This window comes from Pseudomonas sp. GW821-FHT05H12 (genome assembly GCF_059419385.1).
This window is the reverse complement of sequence record NZ_JBWKRS010000010.1, coordinates 173,107-191,955: the sequence shown is the minus strand read 5'-3', so window position 1 is coordinate 191,955 and position 18,849 is coordinate 173,107. Positions and strand designations below refer to the sequence as shown.

General features: G+C 63.2%; 15 protein-coding genes. 9 read left to right on the top strand and 6 right to left on the bottom strand.

Features of this window, described 5'->3' with window-relative positions:
* Positions 1-91 precede the first annotated feature (91 nt).
* The 7 genes from AC07SU_RS11745 to AC07SU_RS11715 all read left to right on the top strand — a co-directional run bounded on the left by AC07SU_RS11745 (position 92) and on the right by AC07SU_RS11715 (position 7,982).
* Complete coding sequence (locus AC07SU_RS11745; RefSeq protein WP_494997106.1) at positions 92-2,557, top strand: TonB-dependent receptor plug domain-containing protein; 2,466 nt, start codon at positions 92-94, stop codon at positions 2,555-2,557.
* Between the two features lie 250 nt (positions 2,558-2,807).
* A complete protein-coding gene (locus AC07SU_RS11740) occupies positions 2,808-3,560 on the top strand; it encodes an ABC transporter permease (protein ID WP_494997105.1) in 753 nt (250 codons plus the stop codon).
* A 9-nt stretch (positions 3,561-3,569) separates the two neighbouring features.
* Positions 3,570-4,331 carry an ABC transporter permease gene (locus AC07SU_RS11735; protein WP_494997104.1) on the top strand — a complete coding sequence of 254 codons (762 nt, stop codon included), beginning with the start codon at positions 3,570-3,572 and terminating at the stop codon, positions 4,329-4,331.
* Positions 4,332-4,342: 11 nt separating this feature from the next.
* Positions 4,343-5,131: an ABC transporter ATP-binding protein gene (locus AC07SU_RS11730; protein ID WP_494997103.1), complete on the top strand. Its 789-nt coding sequence runs from the start codon at positions 4,343-4,345 to the stop codon at positions 5,129-5,131.
* Positions 5,132-5,244: 113 nt separating this feature from the next.
* On the top strand, positions 5,245-6,204 hold the full coding sequence (locus AC07SU_RS11725) for a threo-3-hydroxy-L-aspartate ammonia-lyase (RefSeq protein WP_494997102.1): 960 nt from the start codon (positions 5,245-5,247) through the stop codon (positions 6,202-6,204).
* A 136-nt stretch (positions 6,205-6,340) separates the two neighbouring features.
* Positions 6,341-7,594, top strand: a complete 1,254-nt coding sequence (locus AC07SU_RS11720) for a dicarboxylate/amino acid:cation symporter (RefSeq protein ID WP_176999096.1) — start codon at positions 6,341-6,343, stop codon at positions 7,592-7,594.
* A gap of 7 nt (positions 7,595-7,601) precedes the next feature.
* Positions 7,602-7,982: a RidA family protein gene (locus tag AC07SU_RS11715; RefSeq protein WP_176999095.1), complete on the top strand. Its 381-nt coding sequence runs from the start codon at positions 7,602-7,604 to the stop codon at positions 7,980-7,982.
* Here the strand turns inward: AC07SU_RS11715 and AC07SU_RS11710 are convergent.
* A complete protein-coding gene (locus AC07SU_RS11710) occupies positions 7,970-8,596 on the bottom strand; it encodes a helix-turn-helix transcriptional regulator (protein WP_176999094.1) in 627 nt (208 codons plus the stop codon). The two genes, AC07SU_RS11715 and AC07SU_RS11710, sit on opposite strands and share 13 nt — an antisense overlap.
* Before the next feature lie 70 nt (positions 8,597-8,666).
* On the opposite strand from AC07SU_RS11710, the gene AC07SU_RS11705 reads away from it, so the two are divergent.
* Entirely contained in the window at positions 8,667-9,770 is a 1,104-nt protein-coding gene (locus tag AC07SU_RS11705; protein WP_494997101.1) for an alanine racemase, read from the top strand.
* 225 nt (positions 9,771-9,995) lie between these two features.
* Positions 9,996-11,390: a sodium:solute symporter family protein gene (locus AC07SU_RS11700; RefSeq protein WP_494997100.1), complete on the top strand. Its 1,395-nt coding sequence runs from the start codon at positions 9,996-9,998 to the stop codon at positions 11,388-11,390.
* Between the two features lie 220 nt (positions 11,391-11,610).
* Here the strand turns inward: AC07SU_RS11700 and AC07SU_RS11695 are convergent, their stop codons facing one another.
* From AC07SU_RS11695 to AC07SU_RS11675, 5 genes are all read right to left on the bottom strand, one after another.
* Positions 11,611-13,224: a GMC family oxidoreductase gene (locus AC07SU_RS11695; protein WP_176999091.1), complete on the bottom strand. Its 1,614-nt coding sequence runs from the start codon at positions 13,222-13,224 to the stop codon at positions 11,611-11,613.
* Between the two features lie 26 nt (positions 13,225-13,250).
* A complete protein-coding gene (locus AC07SU_RS11690; protein ID WP_494997099.1) occupies positions 13,251-14,468 on the bottom strand; it encodes a mandelate racemase/muconate lactonizing enzyme family protein in 1,218 nt (405 codons plus the stop codon).
* Between the two features lies 1 nt (position 14,469).
* Positions 14,470-15,780, bottom strand: coding sequence for an MFS transporter (locus tag AC07SU_RS11685; protein WP_494997098.1), 1,311 nt, complete (start codon positions 15,778-15,780; stop codon positions 14,470-14,472).
* Between the two features lie 76 nt (positions 15,781-15,856).
* Positions 15,857-17,281 carry an aldehyde dehydrogenase gene (gene aldA / locus AC07SU_RS11680; RefSeq protein ID WP_494997097.1) on the bottom strand — a complete coding sequence of 475 codons (1,425 nt, stop codon included), beginning with the start codon at positions 17,279-17,281 and terminating at the stop codon, positions 15,857-15,859.
* A gap of 122 nt (positions 17,282-17,403) precedes the next feature.
* Positions 17,404-18,849, bottom strand: a complete 1,446-nt coding sequence (locus tag AC07SU_RS11675) for a mechanosensitive ion channel domain-containing protein (RefSeq protein ID WP_494997096.1) — start codon at positions 18,847-18,849, stop codon at positions 17,404-17,406.

Below are 18,849 nucleotides of genomic sequence, written 5' to 3'. Positions count from 1 at the left end.
CCTCCCCCCTCTCCCCCCCCCCCCCCCCCCCCCCCCCCCCCCCCCCGTGCTCCTACAAAGGATGGTGTGATTTTCTCTAAGGACCACTTTTATGTTCCAACGCACTCCGTTGGCCGGCGCCATTGCGCTGGTCATGGGCAGCCTTGCCGTGCCTGTCTTTGCAGCCGACAACAGCCAGCCCACCGCCAAAAACGATCACCTGGACACCGTCGTGGTGCTCGGCACCCGCCGCAGTGACTTGACCGCCCTGCAGAGCGCTGCCCCCATCGACGTGTTGTCCGGCGAGCAACTGCAGCAAACCGGCGCCACCGACCTGTCCGGCGCCCTCACCGCCCTGTCGCCATCGTTCAACTTCCCGCAGTCGCCCCAGGGCGCGTTCGCCGGTTCCATCGCCCAAGGCGCGTCGCTGCGCGGCCTGGCCTCGGACCAGGTGCTGGTGCTGGTCAACGGCAAGCGCCGTCACAGCAGCGCCAACATCACCCGCCAGAGCCTGGTGAACGGACGCGGTGCGGCAGCGGTGGACTTGAGCCTGATCCCCCTGAGCGCGATCCAGCGCGTGGAAATCCTGCGCGACGGCGCCGCCGCGCAATATGGCTCCGACGCCATCGCCGGGGTGATCAACATTGTGCTCAAGGAAAACGACGACGGCGGCAACCTCGGCTACCGCTTCGGTGGCTATGACAAAGGCGACGGCATCCAGCGCAAGCTCAGTGGCTGGAAAGGCTTTGCCCTGCCCAACGACGGCTTCCTCACCCTGAGTTTCGACGCCGGCAGCCAGGACCCGGCCAGCGACACCAACCCTGACAATCGGATCTTTTACCCCGGCGACACCAGCGTCAACACGCCGCGCGAGCAGAACAACCGCTACCGCACCTGGCGCTGGGGCTCGGGCAATATCTCGGACCAGTACAACGTCGTGGCCAACAGCGAGATCGGCCTCGGCGAGGGTTTCACCGCCTACGGCTTCGCCACCTACGCCCACAAGAACACTGACGCCGAAGGCTTCTTCGACCCGCCCACCACCTTGCGCAACAACTACGGCAGCACCGCGTTGCAACGTTACCCGGACGGCCGCTTGCCGGTGACCCGCTACGGCCTGGAAGACTATGCCGTGACCGGTGGCCTGCGCTTCGAGGACGATCGACTGGGCAAGTTCGACCTGGCGTTGAACCATGGCAACAACACGCTTAAGTCCGATGACCGCAACGCGATCAACCCCAGCTATGGCGTGAACAGCCCGTCGAACATCTACACCGGCAAGCGCGAGAACGACCAGACCAACCTGACCCTGGACTGGGTGCGGGACTTCCCCACCGACTTGCTGTTCAAGCCGCTGACGCTGTCGGCTGGCCTGGCCTGGCGTAAAGAGAACTACCAACTCAGTGCCGGTGAGGCGGCTGGCTGGCAGAACGGGCCGTTGTTCAATACGGTCGACCCGATCACCGGGCGGCGCATTCCCGGCTATTACTCGGGTATTACCCAGGTGGACGCGGCGTCCCTGGAGCGCAAGGTGCTCGGCGCCTACATCGACGTCGAAGGCCAGATCACCGAGAAGTTCCAGGCGGGCGTGGCGGTGCGCACCGAGCACTATTCGGACTTCGGCGACACCACCAACGGCAAGCTGTCGCTGCGTTATGACTTCACCCCGCAGATCGCCGCACGGGCCACTGCCAGCACCGGCTACCGTGCGCCGTCGCTGGTGCAGAGCGGCATGTCGTCGTTCAGTGTGCAGGTGGTGGAGCAGCCGCCGGGCAGCGGCAACTACGTGGAGGTGCAACAACGCACCCTGCGCGCCAACAGCCCCGAAGCCCAGGCACTGGGCGGCAAGGCGCTCAAGCCGGAAGAGTCGACCAACTACTCCTTGGGCCTGGTGTGGCGCCCCCTGGAAAACGCCTCGGTGACAGTGGACGCCTACCGCATCAACATCGACAACCGCATCACCCTCTCCGACCAATTGCCGGCCAGCGTGGTGACGCCGATCTTTGCCGGCACGCCCTACGCCAACATCCAGAGCGCGGCGTTCTACACCAACGTGGCCGACACCCGCACCAACGGCATCGAGCTGACCGGCAACTATCAGTGGGACTTGCAGCAATGGGGTCGCCTGAACCTGAGCAGCGGCTTTGCCAAGACCAATACCACCATCACCGGCTTGCGCGACGTGGGCAATATCAAGGGCTCGCAGATTGTCGGGCGCAACACCCAGGGCCTGATCGAGGACGGCACGCCGGATTCCAAGCTGACCTTGAGCGCCAACTGGCTGTATGAGAACTGGGGCCTCACCGTGGCGCAGCGTCGGTATGGCGAATGGAAAAGCCTCAACGCCACCAACCCCAACCTGGACCAGACCTTCAGTCCGCAATGGGTGACCGACGTGGACTTGTCGTACACCTTCCACAAAGGCATCAAGGTTTCGGTGGGCGCGATCAACCTATTCGACACCCACCCGGACAAGGCCGACGGCGCGCAACTGTACGGCGTGCCGAAGTACTCGATCACCAGCCCCGAAGGTGCCCAGGGTGCGTTCTACTACACCAGTGTGAGCTACAACTTCTGAGGCGACTGCTGAAGGGGTGCTGCTCCAGCAGCACCCTTCTGCTGCCCAGGCATCAACCCATCTCCCTGAAGATCCACTGTAGGAGCTGGCTTGCCAGCGATGGCGGCGGCACAGCCAACCATGATGTCGACCGGAACATCGCTATCGCTGGCAAGCCAGCTCCTACAGGGGATCTTCAGGGTGTTCGGGATTCGTACATGGCACATGTCTTGCGATAGCTGTCGGGTATTCAGCTGAATTAAGACCTGCCATGCGCCGACTCCGCCCCCTCACCTGGCTTATCTCACCCCTGGCCCTGCTGTTCGCCTGGGCCCTGGTGGTGCACCTCGCCATCTTCCCGCGCAACCTGTTGGTACCACCGGCCCAGGTGCTGCAAACCTTTGAAGCCCTGCTCGCCAGCGGCGAACTGCTCGACCACCTGGGCAACAGCCTGTCGCGCCTGGGCCTGGGGTTTGGCATCGGCTCGCTGTGCGGCCTGGCCTTTGGCGTGCTGATGGCGCTGTCGAAAAACGTCGAGGCGTATTGCGGCCCGCTGTTTCACACCCTGCGCCAGATCCCGAGCATCGCGCTGATCCCGATGTTTGTGCTGCTGTTCGGCATTGATGAAACCTTCAAGATCATCATCGTCGCCAAGACCGCGTTTTTCCCGGTGGCCCTGGCGGCCGGCGAAGGCGTGCGCGGCATCCCGCGCAGTTACTTTGAAGTGGCCGATGTGTACCGCCTGCGCTGGCCGAGCTTTGTACGCCTGGTGGCCCTGCCCGCCGCTGCGCCGCCGATCATCACCGGTTTTCGCATCAGCCTGACCCGCGCCTGGGTGGTGCTGGTGGCCACTGAGTTGCTGGCGGCCGACAGTGGCCTGGGGCAGATGATCGAAATGGCCCGGCAGATGCTGCGCATCGATGTGGTGATGGTCGGCGTGGTGGTCACCGGAGTGATCGGCTTCGGCCTCGACTACGGCTTTCGACGCCTCGAACAACGCCTGTTCCGTTGGCAGACCCGCTAGGAGTGTCCCATGCTGCCCTTGTTGAAGAAATCACGCGGCCTGTTGCTGCCGCTGCTGTTGATCCTGGCGTGGGAATACGCCTCGCGCCAGGACGCGGCAGGCGCGTATGCGTTTGTGCCGCTGTCGGCGATTGGCTCGGCGCTGTGGGAAATGCTCGGCAACGGCGAGTTGCTGGTCAACCTGCTGGCTAGCCTGGCGCGCACCAGCACCGGCCTGGTGCTGGGCATTTTGTTCGGCGTGACGCTGGGGGTGCTGATGGCGCTGTCAGGCGTGGCCAACCGCTTGATCGGCCCGCTGTTCCATTCGATTCGCCAGGTGCCGATGCTCGGCTGGATCCCGCTGATTGCCATGTGGTTCGGCAACGGCGAGTTCTCCAAGGTGCTGATCGTCAGCCTCGCGGCGTTTTACCCGATGGTGCTCAACACCTATCAAGGCTTCAGCCATGTGGAGCGCCGCTACCGTGAAGTCGGCCAGGTGCTGGGGCTGACGCCGCTGCAACAGTTCACCCAGGTGCTGTTGCCGGCCGCACTGCCGAGCATCGCCACCGGCGTATTGCACGCCCTGGCATTTGCCTGGGTCACGGCGATCGGCAGTGAGCTGTTCCTGTCCTCCGGCGCCGGCCTGGGCAACTTGATGATGAACGCCGAAGCCGGTTCGCGCATGGAGGTGATCGTGCTGAGCGTGTTGTGCATCGGTTTGCTCGGCTACTTGATGACCCTGTTGTTCACCCTGCTGAGCCGCCACCTGTTGCGCTGGCGCAACCTCCGTTGAAAGGTCCCGATATGAATGCCATTGCCCACCACACCCTCCACCAGCACGTGCAGACCGGCGCCCTGCAGATTCGCGGCCTGAACAAGGCCTATCGCATCGAAGGCCGCGACCTGCCGGTGTTGCAGGACATCCACCTCGACGTGCGCCCGGGGGAGTTCATCAGCATTGTCGGCGCCAGTGGCTGCGGTAAATCCACCTTGCTGCGTCTGATCGTCGGGCTGGAAGCCGAGTATCAGGGCGATATTCTGCTGGACGGCAAGCGCATTGCTGCCACAGGCCTGGAGCGCGGCATTGTGTTCCAGGATCACCGCCTGTTCCCGTGGATGACCGTCAGCCAGAACATCGCCCTGGCCCTGAAAAACCACACGCTGCCCCAGGCCGAAAAAAGCCGTTTGGTGACCGAGCATATTGCCTTGGTGAACCTCAGCGGCTTCGAGAACGCCTATCCCCATCAACTCTCCGGTGGCATGGCACAACGTGCGGCAATCGCGCGGGCGCTGATCAACAAGCCCAAGGTGTTGCTGCTGGACGAACCCCTGGGCGCCCTGGATGCGTTGACCCGCGTGCACCTGCAACGGGAGCTGCAACGCATCTGGGTGCAGCAGCGCTGCACGGTGATCATGGTGACCCACGACATCGAAGAAGCGCTGTACCTGGGTGACCGGGTGATTGTGATGGACGCCCACCCCGGGCGGATCAAGCATGAAATCCGCGTCGACCTGCCCCACCCACGGGACCGTGCCTCGCCGGTGCTGCAAGGCTACAAGGAACAGTTGCTGGAGGAACTGGTGGCCCACTGAGGCCAAAGCGCATGTGACAGACGGAACTTTACAATTTGTCTTGATATGGATATTTTATCCAAACATAGACAACAGGGCTTCCGTGCCCGGGTACTTTTCCAGAGGTCCGTCCCATGCAACTGTCCACCTACCACGACGTCATCGCCGCCGCCCAGCGCCTGGAAGGCTTTGCCCATCGCACGCCGGTCTTCACCTCGCGCACCCTGGATGCCGAGACCGGCGCCCAGGTGTTCATCAAGTGCGAGAACCTGCAACGCACCGGCTCGTTCAAATTTCGCGGTGCGTTCAATGCCCTGTCGCGCTTTGACGAGCAGCAGCGCAAGGCCGGGGTGGTGGCGTTCTCTTCCGGCAACCACGCCCAGGGCATCGCCTTGGCCGCGCGCCTGCTGCAGATGCCGGCGACCATCGTCATGCCCACCGATGCGCCGGCAGCCAAGGTCGCAGCCACCCGTGAATACGGTGCCAGCGTGGTGTTCTACGACCGCGTCACTGAAGACCGCGAGCAGATCGGCCGGACCCTGGCGCTAGAGCACGGCATGACCCTGATCCCGTCCTACGACCACCCCGACGTGCTCGCCGGCCAAGGCACCGCCGCCAAGGAACTGCTGGAATTCACCGGCCCCCTGGACGCGCTGTTCGTTGGCCTGGGCGGTGGCGGCATGCTCTCGGGCACCGCGCTGTCGACCCGCGCCCTGGCGCCGGACTGCCTGCTGTACGGCGTCGAACCCGAGGCCGGCAATGACGGCCAGCGCTCGTTCCAGACGGGCAGCATCGTGCACATCGATACCCCGGCCACGATTGCCGACGGCGCTCAGACCCAGCACCTGGGGGAGCACACGTTCCCGATCATCCGTGACCAGGTGAACGACATCCTCACGGTGTCCGACGCGCAACTGGTGGATGGCATGCGCTTCTTCATGCAGCGCATGAAGATGGTGGTAGAGCCCACCGGTTGCCTGGGCCTGGCGGCCTTGCGCAATGCCAATGGCCGGTTCAAGGGCCAGCGCGTGGGCATCATCGTCACCGGTGGCAACGTCGACATCGAAAAATACGCGAGCCTGCTACAAGGCTGACCCGCACCCCGCACACACCTGATTAATGGCCGAAAAGCGCCCGCCGAGGCGCTGACGGCCCCGCTTTGCCTGCTGAAAACTGCCGCCGATAAAAAACGCCCGGGCGTGCCCCGGGCCTCAACAACAAGAGGTGCTTATGAAAAACCGTTACCTGGCCCGGGCCATCGTGATTGCGATACTCCTGGGTGTACTGGTGGGAGCCGTGTTGCATGCGCAACTCGACGCCGACACCGCCAAGACCCTCGCCGGTTACTTCAACCTGGTGACCGATGTGTTCCTGCGCCTGATCAAGATGGTGATCGCGCCGCTGGTGCTGGCCACGCTGATCAGCGGGGTCGCGAGCATGGCCGACAGCGGCGCCATTGGTCGTGTGGGCCTCAAGGCGATGAGCTGGTTCCTACTGGCCTCGGTGGTGTCGCTGCTGATCGGGCTGCTGCTGGCCAACCTGTTCCAGCCCGGCGTGGGGCTTGGCCTGAATACGCCCACCAGCGGCGCCAGTGGTTTGAACACCGCCAGCTTCAACCTCTCGGGCTTTTTGTCCCATGTGTTCCCGCGCAGCATCGTCGAGGCCATGGGCAATAACGAGGTGCTGCAGATCGTGGTGTTTTCGTTGTTCTTCGGTGCGGGGCTGGCGTTTGTCAAAGGCCAGGGCAAGTCGAGCATCCTGAACGTGCTCGAAGAGCTGACCCAGGTGATGTTCCGCATCACCGAGTACGTGATGTGGGTGGCGCCGCTCGCGGTGTTTGCGGCCATCGCCGCCACCATCAGCCTGTACGGGCTGGGCATGCTGGTGAGCTTCGGCAAGTTGATCGCGCAGTTCTACCTCGGCCTGGCGCTGCTCTGGCTGGTGATCGGCGGCGCTGGCTACATCGCGCTGGGCGCACGCTTCAAGCGCCTGTTGCACTTGCTGCGCAGCCCGGTGTTGCTGGCGTTTTCCACGGCCAGCAGCGAGGCCGCCTACCCCAAGACCATCGCCGCCCTCGACAACTTCGGCTCGCCCAAGCGCGTGACCAGTTTTGTACTGCCCCTGGGTTACTCGTTCAACCTCGACGGCTCGATGATGTACCAGGCCTTTATCGTGATGTTCATCGCCCAGGCCTACGGCATCGACATGAGCTTCGGCCACCAGGTGATGGTGCTGCTGACCTTGCTGGTGATCAGCAAAGGCACGGCCGGCGTGGCCCGTGGCTCGCTGGTGGTGCTTGCGGCCGGCTTGCCGATGGTGGGCCTGCCGGAAGCCGGTTTGCTGCTGATCCTGGCAGTTGACCCGATTCTGGACATGGGCCGCACCGCCACCAACGTGTTCGGCTGTGGCGTGGCCACGGCAGTGATCGGCAGCACCACACCCGACGAACAGCCTCAACCGGCTCCCCTTCCCTCCCTTGCTTGAGACCACTATGACTCTGCATCACACCCCAAACGCGTCGCCGCCTGCCGGCCATTATTCCCAGGCCGCCAGCCACAACGGAACGCTGTACATCTCCGGGCAATTGCCGGTGAGCCCCGACGGGCGCCATAACTTGTCGGCCCCGTTTGCCGAACAGGCCCAGCTGGCGTTGGATAACCTGCTGGCGATTTTGCAGGCCGCCGGCGGCACGCCCCAGGACCTGGTGAAGGTCACGGTGTATGTGGCCGGGGTTCGGCACTGGCCGGAATTCGATCGCGTGTACGCCGCCGCGCTGGGCGAGCATCGGCCGGCACGGGCGGTGGTGCCGGTGCCGGAGTTGCATCATGGGTACTTGGTAGAAATTGAAGCGGTGGCGCGCTACTTGGCGTAGGTGTAGACCGCCGCGCGCGACACGCCCAGGTGCGAGGCCACGGTCTCCATGGCCCGGCGCACGTCCATGCATCCGGAGTCCTTGAGCTCCTGCATGAGCAGGCGCCGGTCTGCGGCCTTGAGGGCTCGCGGGGTGGTGGCCAGGCGCGCGGCGAACTGGTCGATGCGCGCACGGATGGCGTCGGCCCCGGACGGGTCCAGGGATTCGCCGGGCTTGTCGCCGCTCACCGAGCCGAACTGTTCAAGCAGGCCCTGCAAGCCACGGAACAACGACAGGTCGACGTTCATGCACAGGGCCGCCACGTATTGGCCGCTGGCGTCCTTGATGCCGATGGAGGTGCTTTTGACCTGGCGGCCATCGCTGAACTGGTTCTGGTAGTTGGCAATGATTTGCGGGTACTCGGGGTCGGCGATGCGCGCCAGGCCCAGCTCGGTGGCCGGATCGCCCGGCGCACGGCCCGAGAGGTTGTTGTGGATGGCCAGGATCGCGTGCTGCGGGTCGCGCAAGTCGTGCAGCACCACTTCGCAGAACGGGCTGAAGGTTTGGCTCAAGCCTTCGGCGATCTGTTCGAGCTGGCTGATCAGGGTGGTTTCTTCAAGCGAGGTCTTTTTCATGCAAGACAACATATCCAGTCCTGGACAGGGCGTCAATTTCGACCCTGCCCCCTATCGTGGAGCTTCAACCATGGACACCCCTGCCGCACTGATTGATACCGTGAAAATGCAGCGCAATCTCCGGCGCATGCAGCAAAGGGCCGACGCCCTGGGCGTGCAGCTGCGTCCGCATGTCAAAACCCATAAGTGCGCCCAGGTGGTGGCGGCACAAATCGCGGCGGGCGCCCGAGGCATCACGGTGTCGACCCTCAAGGAAGCCGAGTATTTTTTTGATCTGGGCATCCCTGACATTCTCTACGCAGTGGCGATGGCACCGCATAAGCTGCCTCAGGCCCTGGCACTGCGCCGTCGCGGTTGTACCTTGACGCTGATCACCGACAGCCTCGCCGGGGCCCAGGCGATTGTCGATTTCGGCCGCAAACAGGGCGAAACCTTTGCGGTGATGATCGAGATCGATTGCGACGGCCATCGCTCCGGGGTCAAGCCGCAGGATCCCGTCTTGCTGGAGATTGCCCGCGTGCTAGGCGACAGCCTGGTGGGTGTGCTGACCCATGCGGGTGAAAGTTACGGGCTGGACACGCCCGAGGCCTTACAGGCCATCGCCGAACTGGAGCGCTCCCGCTGCGTGGAAGCGGCCGAGTGCATTCGTGCCGCCGGGATGCGTTGTGGACAGGTGAGCGTGGGCTCCACGCCGACTGCGCTGTCGGCGGTGAGCCTGGAAGGCGTCACCGAACTGCGTGCTGGTGTGTATGCGTTTTTCGACCTGGTGATGCACAACATCGGCGTATGCCGCACCGATGAATTGGCCCTGAGCGTGCTGACGACGGTGATTGGCCACCAGCCGGAAAAAGGCTGGATCATCACCGATGCAGGCTGGATGGCGATGAGCCGGGACCGTGGCACGCAAACGCAGAAGCGCGATTTTGGTTATGGCCAAGTGTGTGACGAGGCCGGTGAGCTGATCGATGGGTTGCTGTTGAGCAGTGCCAATCAGGAGCACGGTGTGGCGCGGTTCCAGGGGCACGGGGCGGAGGTGGTTGCACAGTTTCCACTGGGGACACGCCTGCGGATTTTGCCGAACCATGCGTGTGCCACAGGGGCGCAGTTCGGCAGTTACAACGCGGTGTTGGAGAGTGGCGACGTAGAAGTGTGGGAACGCTTGCGCGGCTGGTAAACCCAGCATGCCCATCGATGGGTTGCGATACGCCGGGATCTGTAGGAGCCCGGCTTGCCGGCGATGGCGTCCGCAAGGCCGGCAGAAGATTCGAGGGACCCATCGCCGGCAAGCCGGCTCCTACATACCTGGTGGGTATCACCTGATACTCACTTGATATTAGACGCCAACAAAACAGAGGGGTGAAACTAGCGCCAATTATAAAAATACCTAAAGAGTATAACCATGCCCTCCCATTCCTCCTGGATCGTCCTGTCCATCACCGGCCTGTACATGCTCAGCCTCGCGCTGATCAGCTACGGCGTGCGTCGGCACTCGCGCAGTGCTACCAACTACACCACCGGTGGCGGGCATTTTCCGGCCTTTTTGATCGGCTTCCTGATGCTCTCGGAGTTCATCGGCACGGCGGTGAGCATTGGTACCGCGCAGACCGGGTTCAAGGTTGGCTTGTCGGCCGCGTGGAACCTGTTTGCCCTGGCCTTGGGTTTTGTATTGTTCGCCTGGCTGCTGGCGCGCAAGTACAAGGAATTGGGCGACAACACCATCTCCGGCGTGCTCTCGCGCAACTACGGCCAGCGCACGCGCTTTGCCACGTCCATCATCACCATTTTTGCCCTGGAGATCGTCGCCGTGTCGATCTACGCCAGCGGCGGCGCGGTGTTGGCGAGCGTGATGCAGGTGGACCGCACCCTGGCCATCGTCATCGTCGGCGTGGTCTCGGTGGTGTACGTGAGCATCGGTGGCATGCGCTCGGTGATTTACACCAACTTCGTGCACGCGGCGCTCAAGTACCTGGGGGTTGGCCTGGCACTGTGGTTCGGCCTTAAGCAGGTGGGCGGCATCGGTCAGTTGCAGGCGCAGTTGCCGGCCAGCATGTTTGAGTGGACCACTGTGGGCTGGGGCCAGATCATCGCGTGGATGATCGCCGGCATCGGTTCGATCTTCTCCACCCAGTACGTGATCCAGGCAGTCAACACCGTGAGCCATGCCGGCAAGGCCCAGCGGGCGTGTTTCTATGTGGCGGTACTGATGGTGCCGTTTGGTATCGGCGCGGCGTTGATTGGGATGTGCAGCGCGGTGCTGTTTCCCCAGGTGGATTCGCTGCAAGCCTTTCCCAGCCTGATCGCCAGCATGGACCAACTGACCGCAGGCCTGGTGGTGGCGGGCCTTGCCGGTTCGCTGTTCGGCACCATTTCGGCGGTGAGCATGGGCTCGGCGACGTTGTTGCTACGCGACTTCTACGAGCCGTGGTTCAACCCGGAAAAAAGCGACGTGAAGAACCTGCGCTTCGTGCGCCTGGCGACGATTGCAGTGGGTTTGCTGCCCATTGCCCTGGCGCTGACCTCGGACAAGGTGCTGATGATCGCCTTCCTCGGCAAAGCCCTGCGCGCGTCCCTGGCAGTGCTGGTGTTGCTGGTGTTCTATGCACCACGGTTTGGCACAGCGACGGGGGCGTTCCTGAGCATCATTGCGTCATTGGTGGCGACGGTGGGATGGTTTCTGGCGGGGAACCCGTGGGGGGTTGATAACGCCTACGTGGCGTTGCTGACGCCGTTGATCATAATGAGTTTGAGCCATGTGATGCAGCGCCCCACCCCGCTGACCACACAAGCCACCTGACCGGTAGGAGCCCGGCTTGCCGGCGATGGCGTCCGCAAAATCAACACATGATTTGAGGGCCTCATCGCAGGCAAGCCAGCTCCCACAGAGAGAGGTGATGCCCTGGGATTTGTAGGAGCCCGGCTTGTCGAATCGTCGCACCGCGGCGATGGCGTCCGCAAAATCAACACATGATTTGAGGGCCCCATCGCAGGCAAGCCAGCTCCCACAGGGCGACGGGTTAGCCGGCGTCTTGCAGGATCAGGTCGGCGCCCTTCTCTGCCACCATCAACACCGCCGCGTGGGTGTTGCCCGAGGTCACGTTCGGGAAGATCGACGCATCGACGATGCGCAACCCCTCCAGCCCGTGCACCTTCAAGCGCTTGTCCACCACCGACACCTGCGGGTCCGAGCCCATGGCGCAGGAGCCGCACAGGTGGTAGATCGAGCCGCTGTTCTCGCGGAAGTATTGCAGCATTTCTTCGTCGGTCTGCACCGCCGCGCCCGGCAAGACTTCGGCCACGGTGATGCCCTTGAGCGCCGGCGCCTGCATGATCTTGCGCATCAACCGGCTGCCCTGGATCACCTCGTCGATGTCCTTCTGGGTGCTCAGGTAGTTGGGGTCGATCAGCGCCGCATCACGCGGGTTTTTCGAGGCGATGCGGATGGTGCCCCGGCTGGTCGGCCGGCACGGGTTGAAGCACAGCAGGAAGCCGGAATACGGCTCGGGCTTGAGGCTGGCCTTGTTGTTTTTCGGGATCTGGTACGACAGCGGGTTGAAGTACAGCTGCAGGTTCGGGTCTTTCTGCTCTTCGTTGCCGCGAAAGAAACCACCGGCCTGGTTGACGCTCATCGCCAGTGCGCCCTTGCGGGTGAACAGGTATTTGAGGCCCAGCTTGAACTGGCCGAACAGTGAGCTGAGTTCATCGTTCAAGGTCGGGATATTGGCCTTGTAGTAATAACTGGCACACAGGTGGTCCTGCAGGTTTTCACCCACGGCCGGCAGGTGCTTGACCAGCGGGATATTGTGCTCGGCCAGCAGCTGCTGATCGGCCACGCCGGACAGTTGCAGGATCTTCGGCGTGTCTACCGCGCCAGCGCAGAGAATCACTTCCTTGCGCGCAGTGAAGGTGCGGCTCACGCCGTGCTGGGTCACGGCAATGCCGGTGGCGCGCTGCTGGTCGTCGAACAACACGCGGTCGACCAGGGCATGCAACTCCACCGTCAGGTTGGAGCGCCCCAGCGCCGGGTGCAGGTGCGCAAAGCTACTGGAACTGCGCTCGCCGTTGCGGGTGTTGACGTCATACAGGCCGGCGCCTTCGAAGTTCGGGCCGTTGAAGTCGTCGCTATGGGCATAGCCCAGTTGCTCACAGCCCTTGAGGAACACGTCGCAGATCGGGTGGGTCTGGCCCTTCATCGGCGTGATGCTGATGGGGCCGCTGCTGCCGTGGTACTCGGTGTCGCCCAGCGGGTGGTTTTCCAGCTTGCGAAAGTACGGCAGCACGTCTTTGAAGCCCCAGCCGTCGTTGCCGTTGGCCGCCCAATCATTGAAGTCGTGGGCCTGGCCACGCACATAGATCATGGCGTTGATCGAGCCCGAACCGCCCTGCACCTTGCCCCGTGGAGCATAGATGGCACGGTCGGCCAGCTGCTTTTGCGGCTGGCTGTAGTACATCCAGTTGAAGGTCGGGTTGTAATACATCTTGGCGAAACCGACCGGGATCTTGAACCACCAGGAGCTGTCCTTGCCACCCGCTTCCAGCAGCAACACGGAGTGTTCGCCCGAGGCGGACAGCCGGTTGGCCAGCACGCAGCCTGCGGCGCCAGCCCCGGCGATGATGTAGTCATATGTCATTCACGGTTACCGCGTAGTCGTTTTTTTTAGCCCTTGGCGGGCGAAGTGTCTTTCACGTCAGCTGGTGTGGGCGCCATTTGCAGGTGCAGGCGCTCGCCGGTGTACGGCGTGTGTTTGCGCACCACGTCCATGTTCAGCTCCACCCCAAGGCCCGGCTCGCTGGACGGGATGATGTAGCCGTCCTCCCATTGCAGCGGCTTGGTGAGGACTTCGGCATGAAACCCGCCCCAGGTCATGATGCTTTCCTGGATCAGGAAGTTCGGCGTGCAGGTGGCCAACTGGAAGCTGGCGGCCGCGCCAATCGGCCCGTTGTACAGGTGCGGGGCGATCTGCGCGTAGTAGGCCTCGGCCATGCTCGCGATCTTCTTGGCTTCCAGCAGCCCGCCGCAGCGCGCCACGTTCATCTGCAGGATCGACGCGCCACCGGCTTGCAGCAGCTTGAAGAATTCGTACTTGGTGGTCAGGCGCTCACCGGTGGCAATCGGGATGCTGGTCTTGGCCGCGACCTGGGCCATGGCGTCTTCCTGGCCTGGCGGCACCGGTTCTTCGAACCACAGCGGGTCGTATTTTTCCAGGCGCTTGGCCAAACGGATCGCCGACGACGGCACCATCTGCCCGTGGGTACCGAACAGCAGGTCGCACTTGTCTCCCACTGCTTCGCGGATCTTGCGGCAGAAGGTTTCGCAGCGCTCCAGCACTTCCAGCGAGATCTGGTGACCGGAGTACGCGGTGTACGGGCCGGCCGGGTCGAACTTCACGGCGGTGAAGCCCTTGTTCATGTTCTCGATGGCGCACTCGGCCGCCAGGTCCGGGTCGTCGTAGTCGTACTCACCCTTGCTGTTGACCGGGTACAGGTAGGTGTAGGAGCGCAGGCGCTCGTTGACCTTGCCGCCGAGCAGTTCGTAGACCGGCTTGTTCGCCGCCTTGCCGATGATGTCCCAGCAGGCCATTTCCAGGCCGCTGACCACACCCATCATGGTCAGGTCCGGGCGCTGGGTGAAACCGCTGGAGTAGGCCTGGCGGAAGAAACGCTCGATGTGGTGCGGGTCATGGTTGAGCAGGTAGCGCTCGAACACGTCCTCGATGATCGGCAGCATGGCCTTGGGGCCGAAGGTGGCGGCGTAGATCTCGCCGACGCCTTCGATGCCGCAGTCGGTCTTGAGCTTGACGAACAGCCAGTACATGCCGCCGATGTGCGGCGGTGGAACGGCAACGATATGGGTTTCAAGGGCGACGATTTTCATCTCAGGCACCTGTCTGGTTGAATTTTTTACGGTTGATACGGGCGCGCAGGGTCAGGGCCGCGAGGGTGCCGAGCACGCCGATGAAGGCGATGTAGCCGAAATACAGGTTGTAACCGGCCTTGCCCGGGTAGGCGTCGGTCAGGTAGCCGTTGATCAGCGGAATAAACGTGTCCGGCAGGTAACCCACCACCGACACGATGCCGATGGCCAGCCCGGTGATGCGCAGCGGGATGTCACAGCTGTCGAGGATCGCCCAGTACAGGCCACGGATCGCGTAAGTCATCAGGCCGATGAAGATCACGGTGCCGATCAGCAGGCCCAGGCTGTTGAACGCCGGGAACACGATCAGCCCGACCATCGCCAGGGTCACCAGCGCCAGGGCGACGATCAGCACCGAGATGTTCGAGAACTTGTCCCCCAGCCAGCCGCCACCGATGCCGCCGATGGGGCGCATCCACAGCTTGATGGTGGTGATGGTGCCGGCCATCACGGCGGTCATGCCGCTGCCTTGCAGGTAGTCGGAGAAGCTGTAGGTGGCCCAGAACATGTGGTAACCACAGAACACGATGGCGGTCACCAGCCACAGCTCGGGGATTTTCACCAGGGTGGTCAGGTCGGCGATCAGGTTGAACTTGCCCTTCTCCACCGCGGCGGTCTCGGCCAGGGACTTGGGGTCCTTGAGCAGCACCAGGCCGCAGCCGATGGCGATACAGATGAACGAGTACATGTACACCACATGCTTGAAGCCTTCGGCGGCCGACTCGCTGCGGGTCTCGGTGGCGTAGGCGAACAAGCCCAGGGCGACGGTGGCGAGCAAGGCTTCCACCAACCCACGGCCGCCGTCGAGGATGCCGAAGAAACGGCCCTGTTCGGTGTGGTGGGCAATCATCTTCACGCGCTTGAGCACCGAGGCCCAGAACGTCAGGCCGGTGGTCAGGCCCCAGCTGCCGAAGATGATCATCAGGCCGGTCATCGACGGCACGCTGGCGTACCACAGGCCCAGTGCGCCGGTGGCGACCAGGGAGAAGAAGATCAGGAAACGCGGTGGCAAACGGTCGGCCAGCCAGCCGCTGGGCAGGTAGCTGAGCAGGAAGATCGTGCCCAGCATGGAGTACAGGTAGCCCAGCTCGCTGTGGTTGATGTGGAACACTTCCAGCATGGTGGTCTGGTAGACCTGACGCAGGTAGAGGATCGGGTAGATCGCCCCGGCGGCCAGTACCAGCAACAGCAATTGGACGTAGCGACTGGCTTTGTCGCTGTTTGCCGCGGACACGGCAACGGAAACCTGGGCAACGGGTGCAGGCTTGGACATCGTGTGGACCTCAGGCACCCGATGCGCGGGTGCCCTGATAATTGTTTTTATTGAAGGTGCAGCAGGTGTTCGTGGATCAGTACTTCATGACCACCAAGCGGGTCTGGGTGAATTCAAGCATCCCGTGCTTACCGTCATCGCCGCCCAGCCCTGAGCGCTTCCAACCGGCGTGGAACCCTTGGTAAGGGTCGGCCGGGGTGCGATTGACGTACAACTCGCCGGCCTCAATGGCATTCGCCACTTTCATCGCCGTGCGGTAGTTCTCGGTGTAGAGCACCGACGACAGGCCGAACTGATGGTCGTTGGCCATGGCCAGTGCTTCATCGATGTCGCGGTACTTGAGCACCGGCAACACCGGGCCGAAGATTTCTTCCCTAATGATTTCCATGTCCTGGCGGCAGCCACTGAGCAGGGTCGGCGGGTAGAAATGGCCTGGCCCCTCGGGCAGCACGCCGCCTGTTTCCAGTACAGCACCAGCGGCGACGGCGCGCTCGACCATGGCGTGGATATTCTTTTGCGAACTGGCGTTGACCAGCGGGCCCATCAGGCTGGCGTCGGTTGCGCGATCGCCGAACTTCACCGCGCTGATCTTTGTTTTCAGCAAGTCCAGGAACCTTTCATAGACAGCCTCGTGTACGTAGACACGCTCCACCGCCGTGCACAGCTGGCCGCAATGGGTGGTCTTGGAGGCGACGATGGCGCTGGCGGCCTTTTCCAGGTCGGCGTCGGCTTCGATGATCGCCGGGGTCTTGCCGCCCAGTTCCAGGGACGGCTTGGCGATGTTGGCCTTGCAGTAATCCAGCACGATGCGCCCGGCATTCACGCTACCGGTGAGGGTAATCAGGCCCACCGCTTTGTGGGTGCAGACGCTGGCAGCGGTGCCGTGGTCCATGGTCAGGATATTGATCACGCCTGCCGGAATGCCGGCCTTGACCACCGCGCGGGCAATCTCGAAGGCCGACAGCGGCGTGTTGTTGCTCGGGCGCACCACCACGGTATTGCCCGCGATCAACGCCGGGGCGATCTTGCGCAGCAGGGTGTAGACCGGGTAGTTGAACGGAATCAGGCAGGCCACGACGCCAATCGGCTCGCGTTGCAGGAACAGGTTTTCGTCCGGGGTATCGCTGGGGATGATCTCGCCTTCGATACGGCGCGCCCATTCGGCGTGGTAACGGGTGATCTGGGCGGCGTAGCGCGCTTCGTTGCTGGCGTCGCTGACGCTCTTGCCCGACTCGCTGGCCAGGGCCGTGCCGATGGCTTCGGCGCAAGCGTCCAGAGCATCGGCAAAGGCCCGCAGGTGTTCGGCGCGTTCGATACTGGTGAGCTTGCCCCAGGTTTTCTGGGCGATGGCGGCGGCGTCGACGGCGGCAATCGCCTCATCGGCGGTGGCCGCGCTGACGTGGCCCACCAGGGTTTCGGTGGCCGGGTTGTAGACGGCGATCAGCGCGTCGCTGGCAGGTTCGACAAATTGACCGTTGAAAAAATTGCGCTCGAGTTGCATGTGGTTCGCCCAACGTTGTTGTTATCCGAGTGACATGCAGTTTTGTCATCGGCCAGCCGTTGGACAAACGATTTATTGCGTGGGGTAACGTGCGAAAAATGCAGGTTAGTCGGTTTTGGCCCTCACAAGCCGCGTTGGCGCAGCCACTGCAGGAAGCCCTTCTTCACCGGCACCACCGGCGCCTCCTGGGTCAGGGCCTGCGCGGCGTGCACGCGGAAATCGAGCAACGCCTTCATCGCCTCGCTGATGTCGTGGCGCGCGTCCAGGCACGGCTTCAAGTATTCCTTCTCGATGCGGTACAGGGTGCAAAAGGTCTTCGCCGAAAAATCCGCCAGCGCGGCCTGGTCCGACAAGATCCCCGCCTCGCCAATCACCTCCCCCGGCCCCATGCGCCCGGCCTCAAACTTATGGCCGCCCTTGATCAGCATCACCGAGACCACGCCGGACTCGACAATGAACAAGTGATCGCTGACCTCCCCGGCCGGCAGGATCATCTCGCCGGTGCGGTAGGTGTGCAGGGTCATGTTCTGGCTGAAGGTGTCTTTTTCTTCCTGGCGCAAGGTGGAGAAGATCGACGAACGCTCCAGCAACGCCCGCGCCGCAGACATGGCCGGCGGTGCACTGCTTTCAGTGGCCGACAACAGCCCCACCCCCGCTGCCTGCAAGTGCCGGAACGCCAGGTCGTACAGCTGATTGCGCACCTCGCGCTTGAGGGTCATGGTCGGCACGAAACCACTGATTTCGTACTCGACGCCACCACTGGCAGAGGTCTTGAACGCCACGCTGGGCGCCGGTTTGGCCAGCAGCGGCCGGCAACCCTGCATCGCCCGCTCCAGCGCCTCGATCACGATTTGCGGGCGCGCATGAGGGCTGACTTGCAGGCTGACCGACAAACCGAACATATCGGCCGGACGCGAAAAGTTGATGATCTTGGCCTTGGCCGCCAGGGAATTGGGGATCACCGCCAGGCTGCCCTGGGAGGTTTGCAGACGCGTGGCGCGCCAATCGATGTCGGTAACCCGGCCTTCGGTGCCGTCGATGGAGATCCAGTCATCGATCTGATAAGGCTTGGTGGTGTTGAGGACGATCCCGGAGAACACGTCGCTGAGGGTACTTTGCAAGGCCAGGCCGACGATGATCGCCACCGCGCCGGAGGTGGCGAGCACGCCCTTGACCGGCAGGTCGAGCACGTAGGCCATGGCGGCAATGATGGCGATCAGGAAGATCACCGCGCCCACCAGGTCCTGCAACAACCGCCCGGTGTGGCCGACCCGCTGCATCATGACCGTGCCGAGCAACACCGTGAGGGTGCGTGCCGCGAACAGCCACCAGCCGATCTGCAAGGCCGTGGCCGCCAGGTGCAAGGCCGTGTTGTCGGCATAGGGCGCCATTTGCATGGGGTTCATGCCGTCGTTGAACAGCACGGCGCTGTACACGGCGAAGATCGCCAGGCGTGCGGCGAGCTTCCAGCTGGCGAGGTTGACGGAGATGAGGCGCCACACGGCGATGTCGATAAAGATCAGCGCCAGGGCGCACAGCATCGGGTGTTCAGCGATAAATGAGGGCAT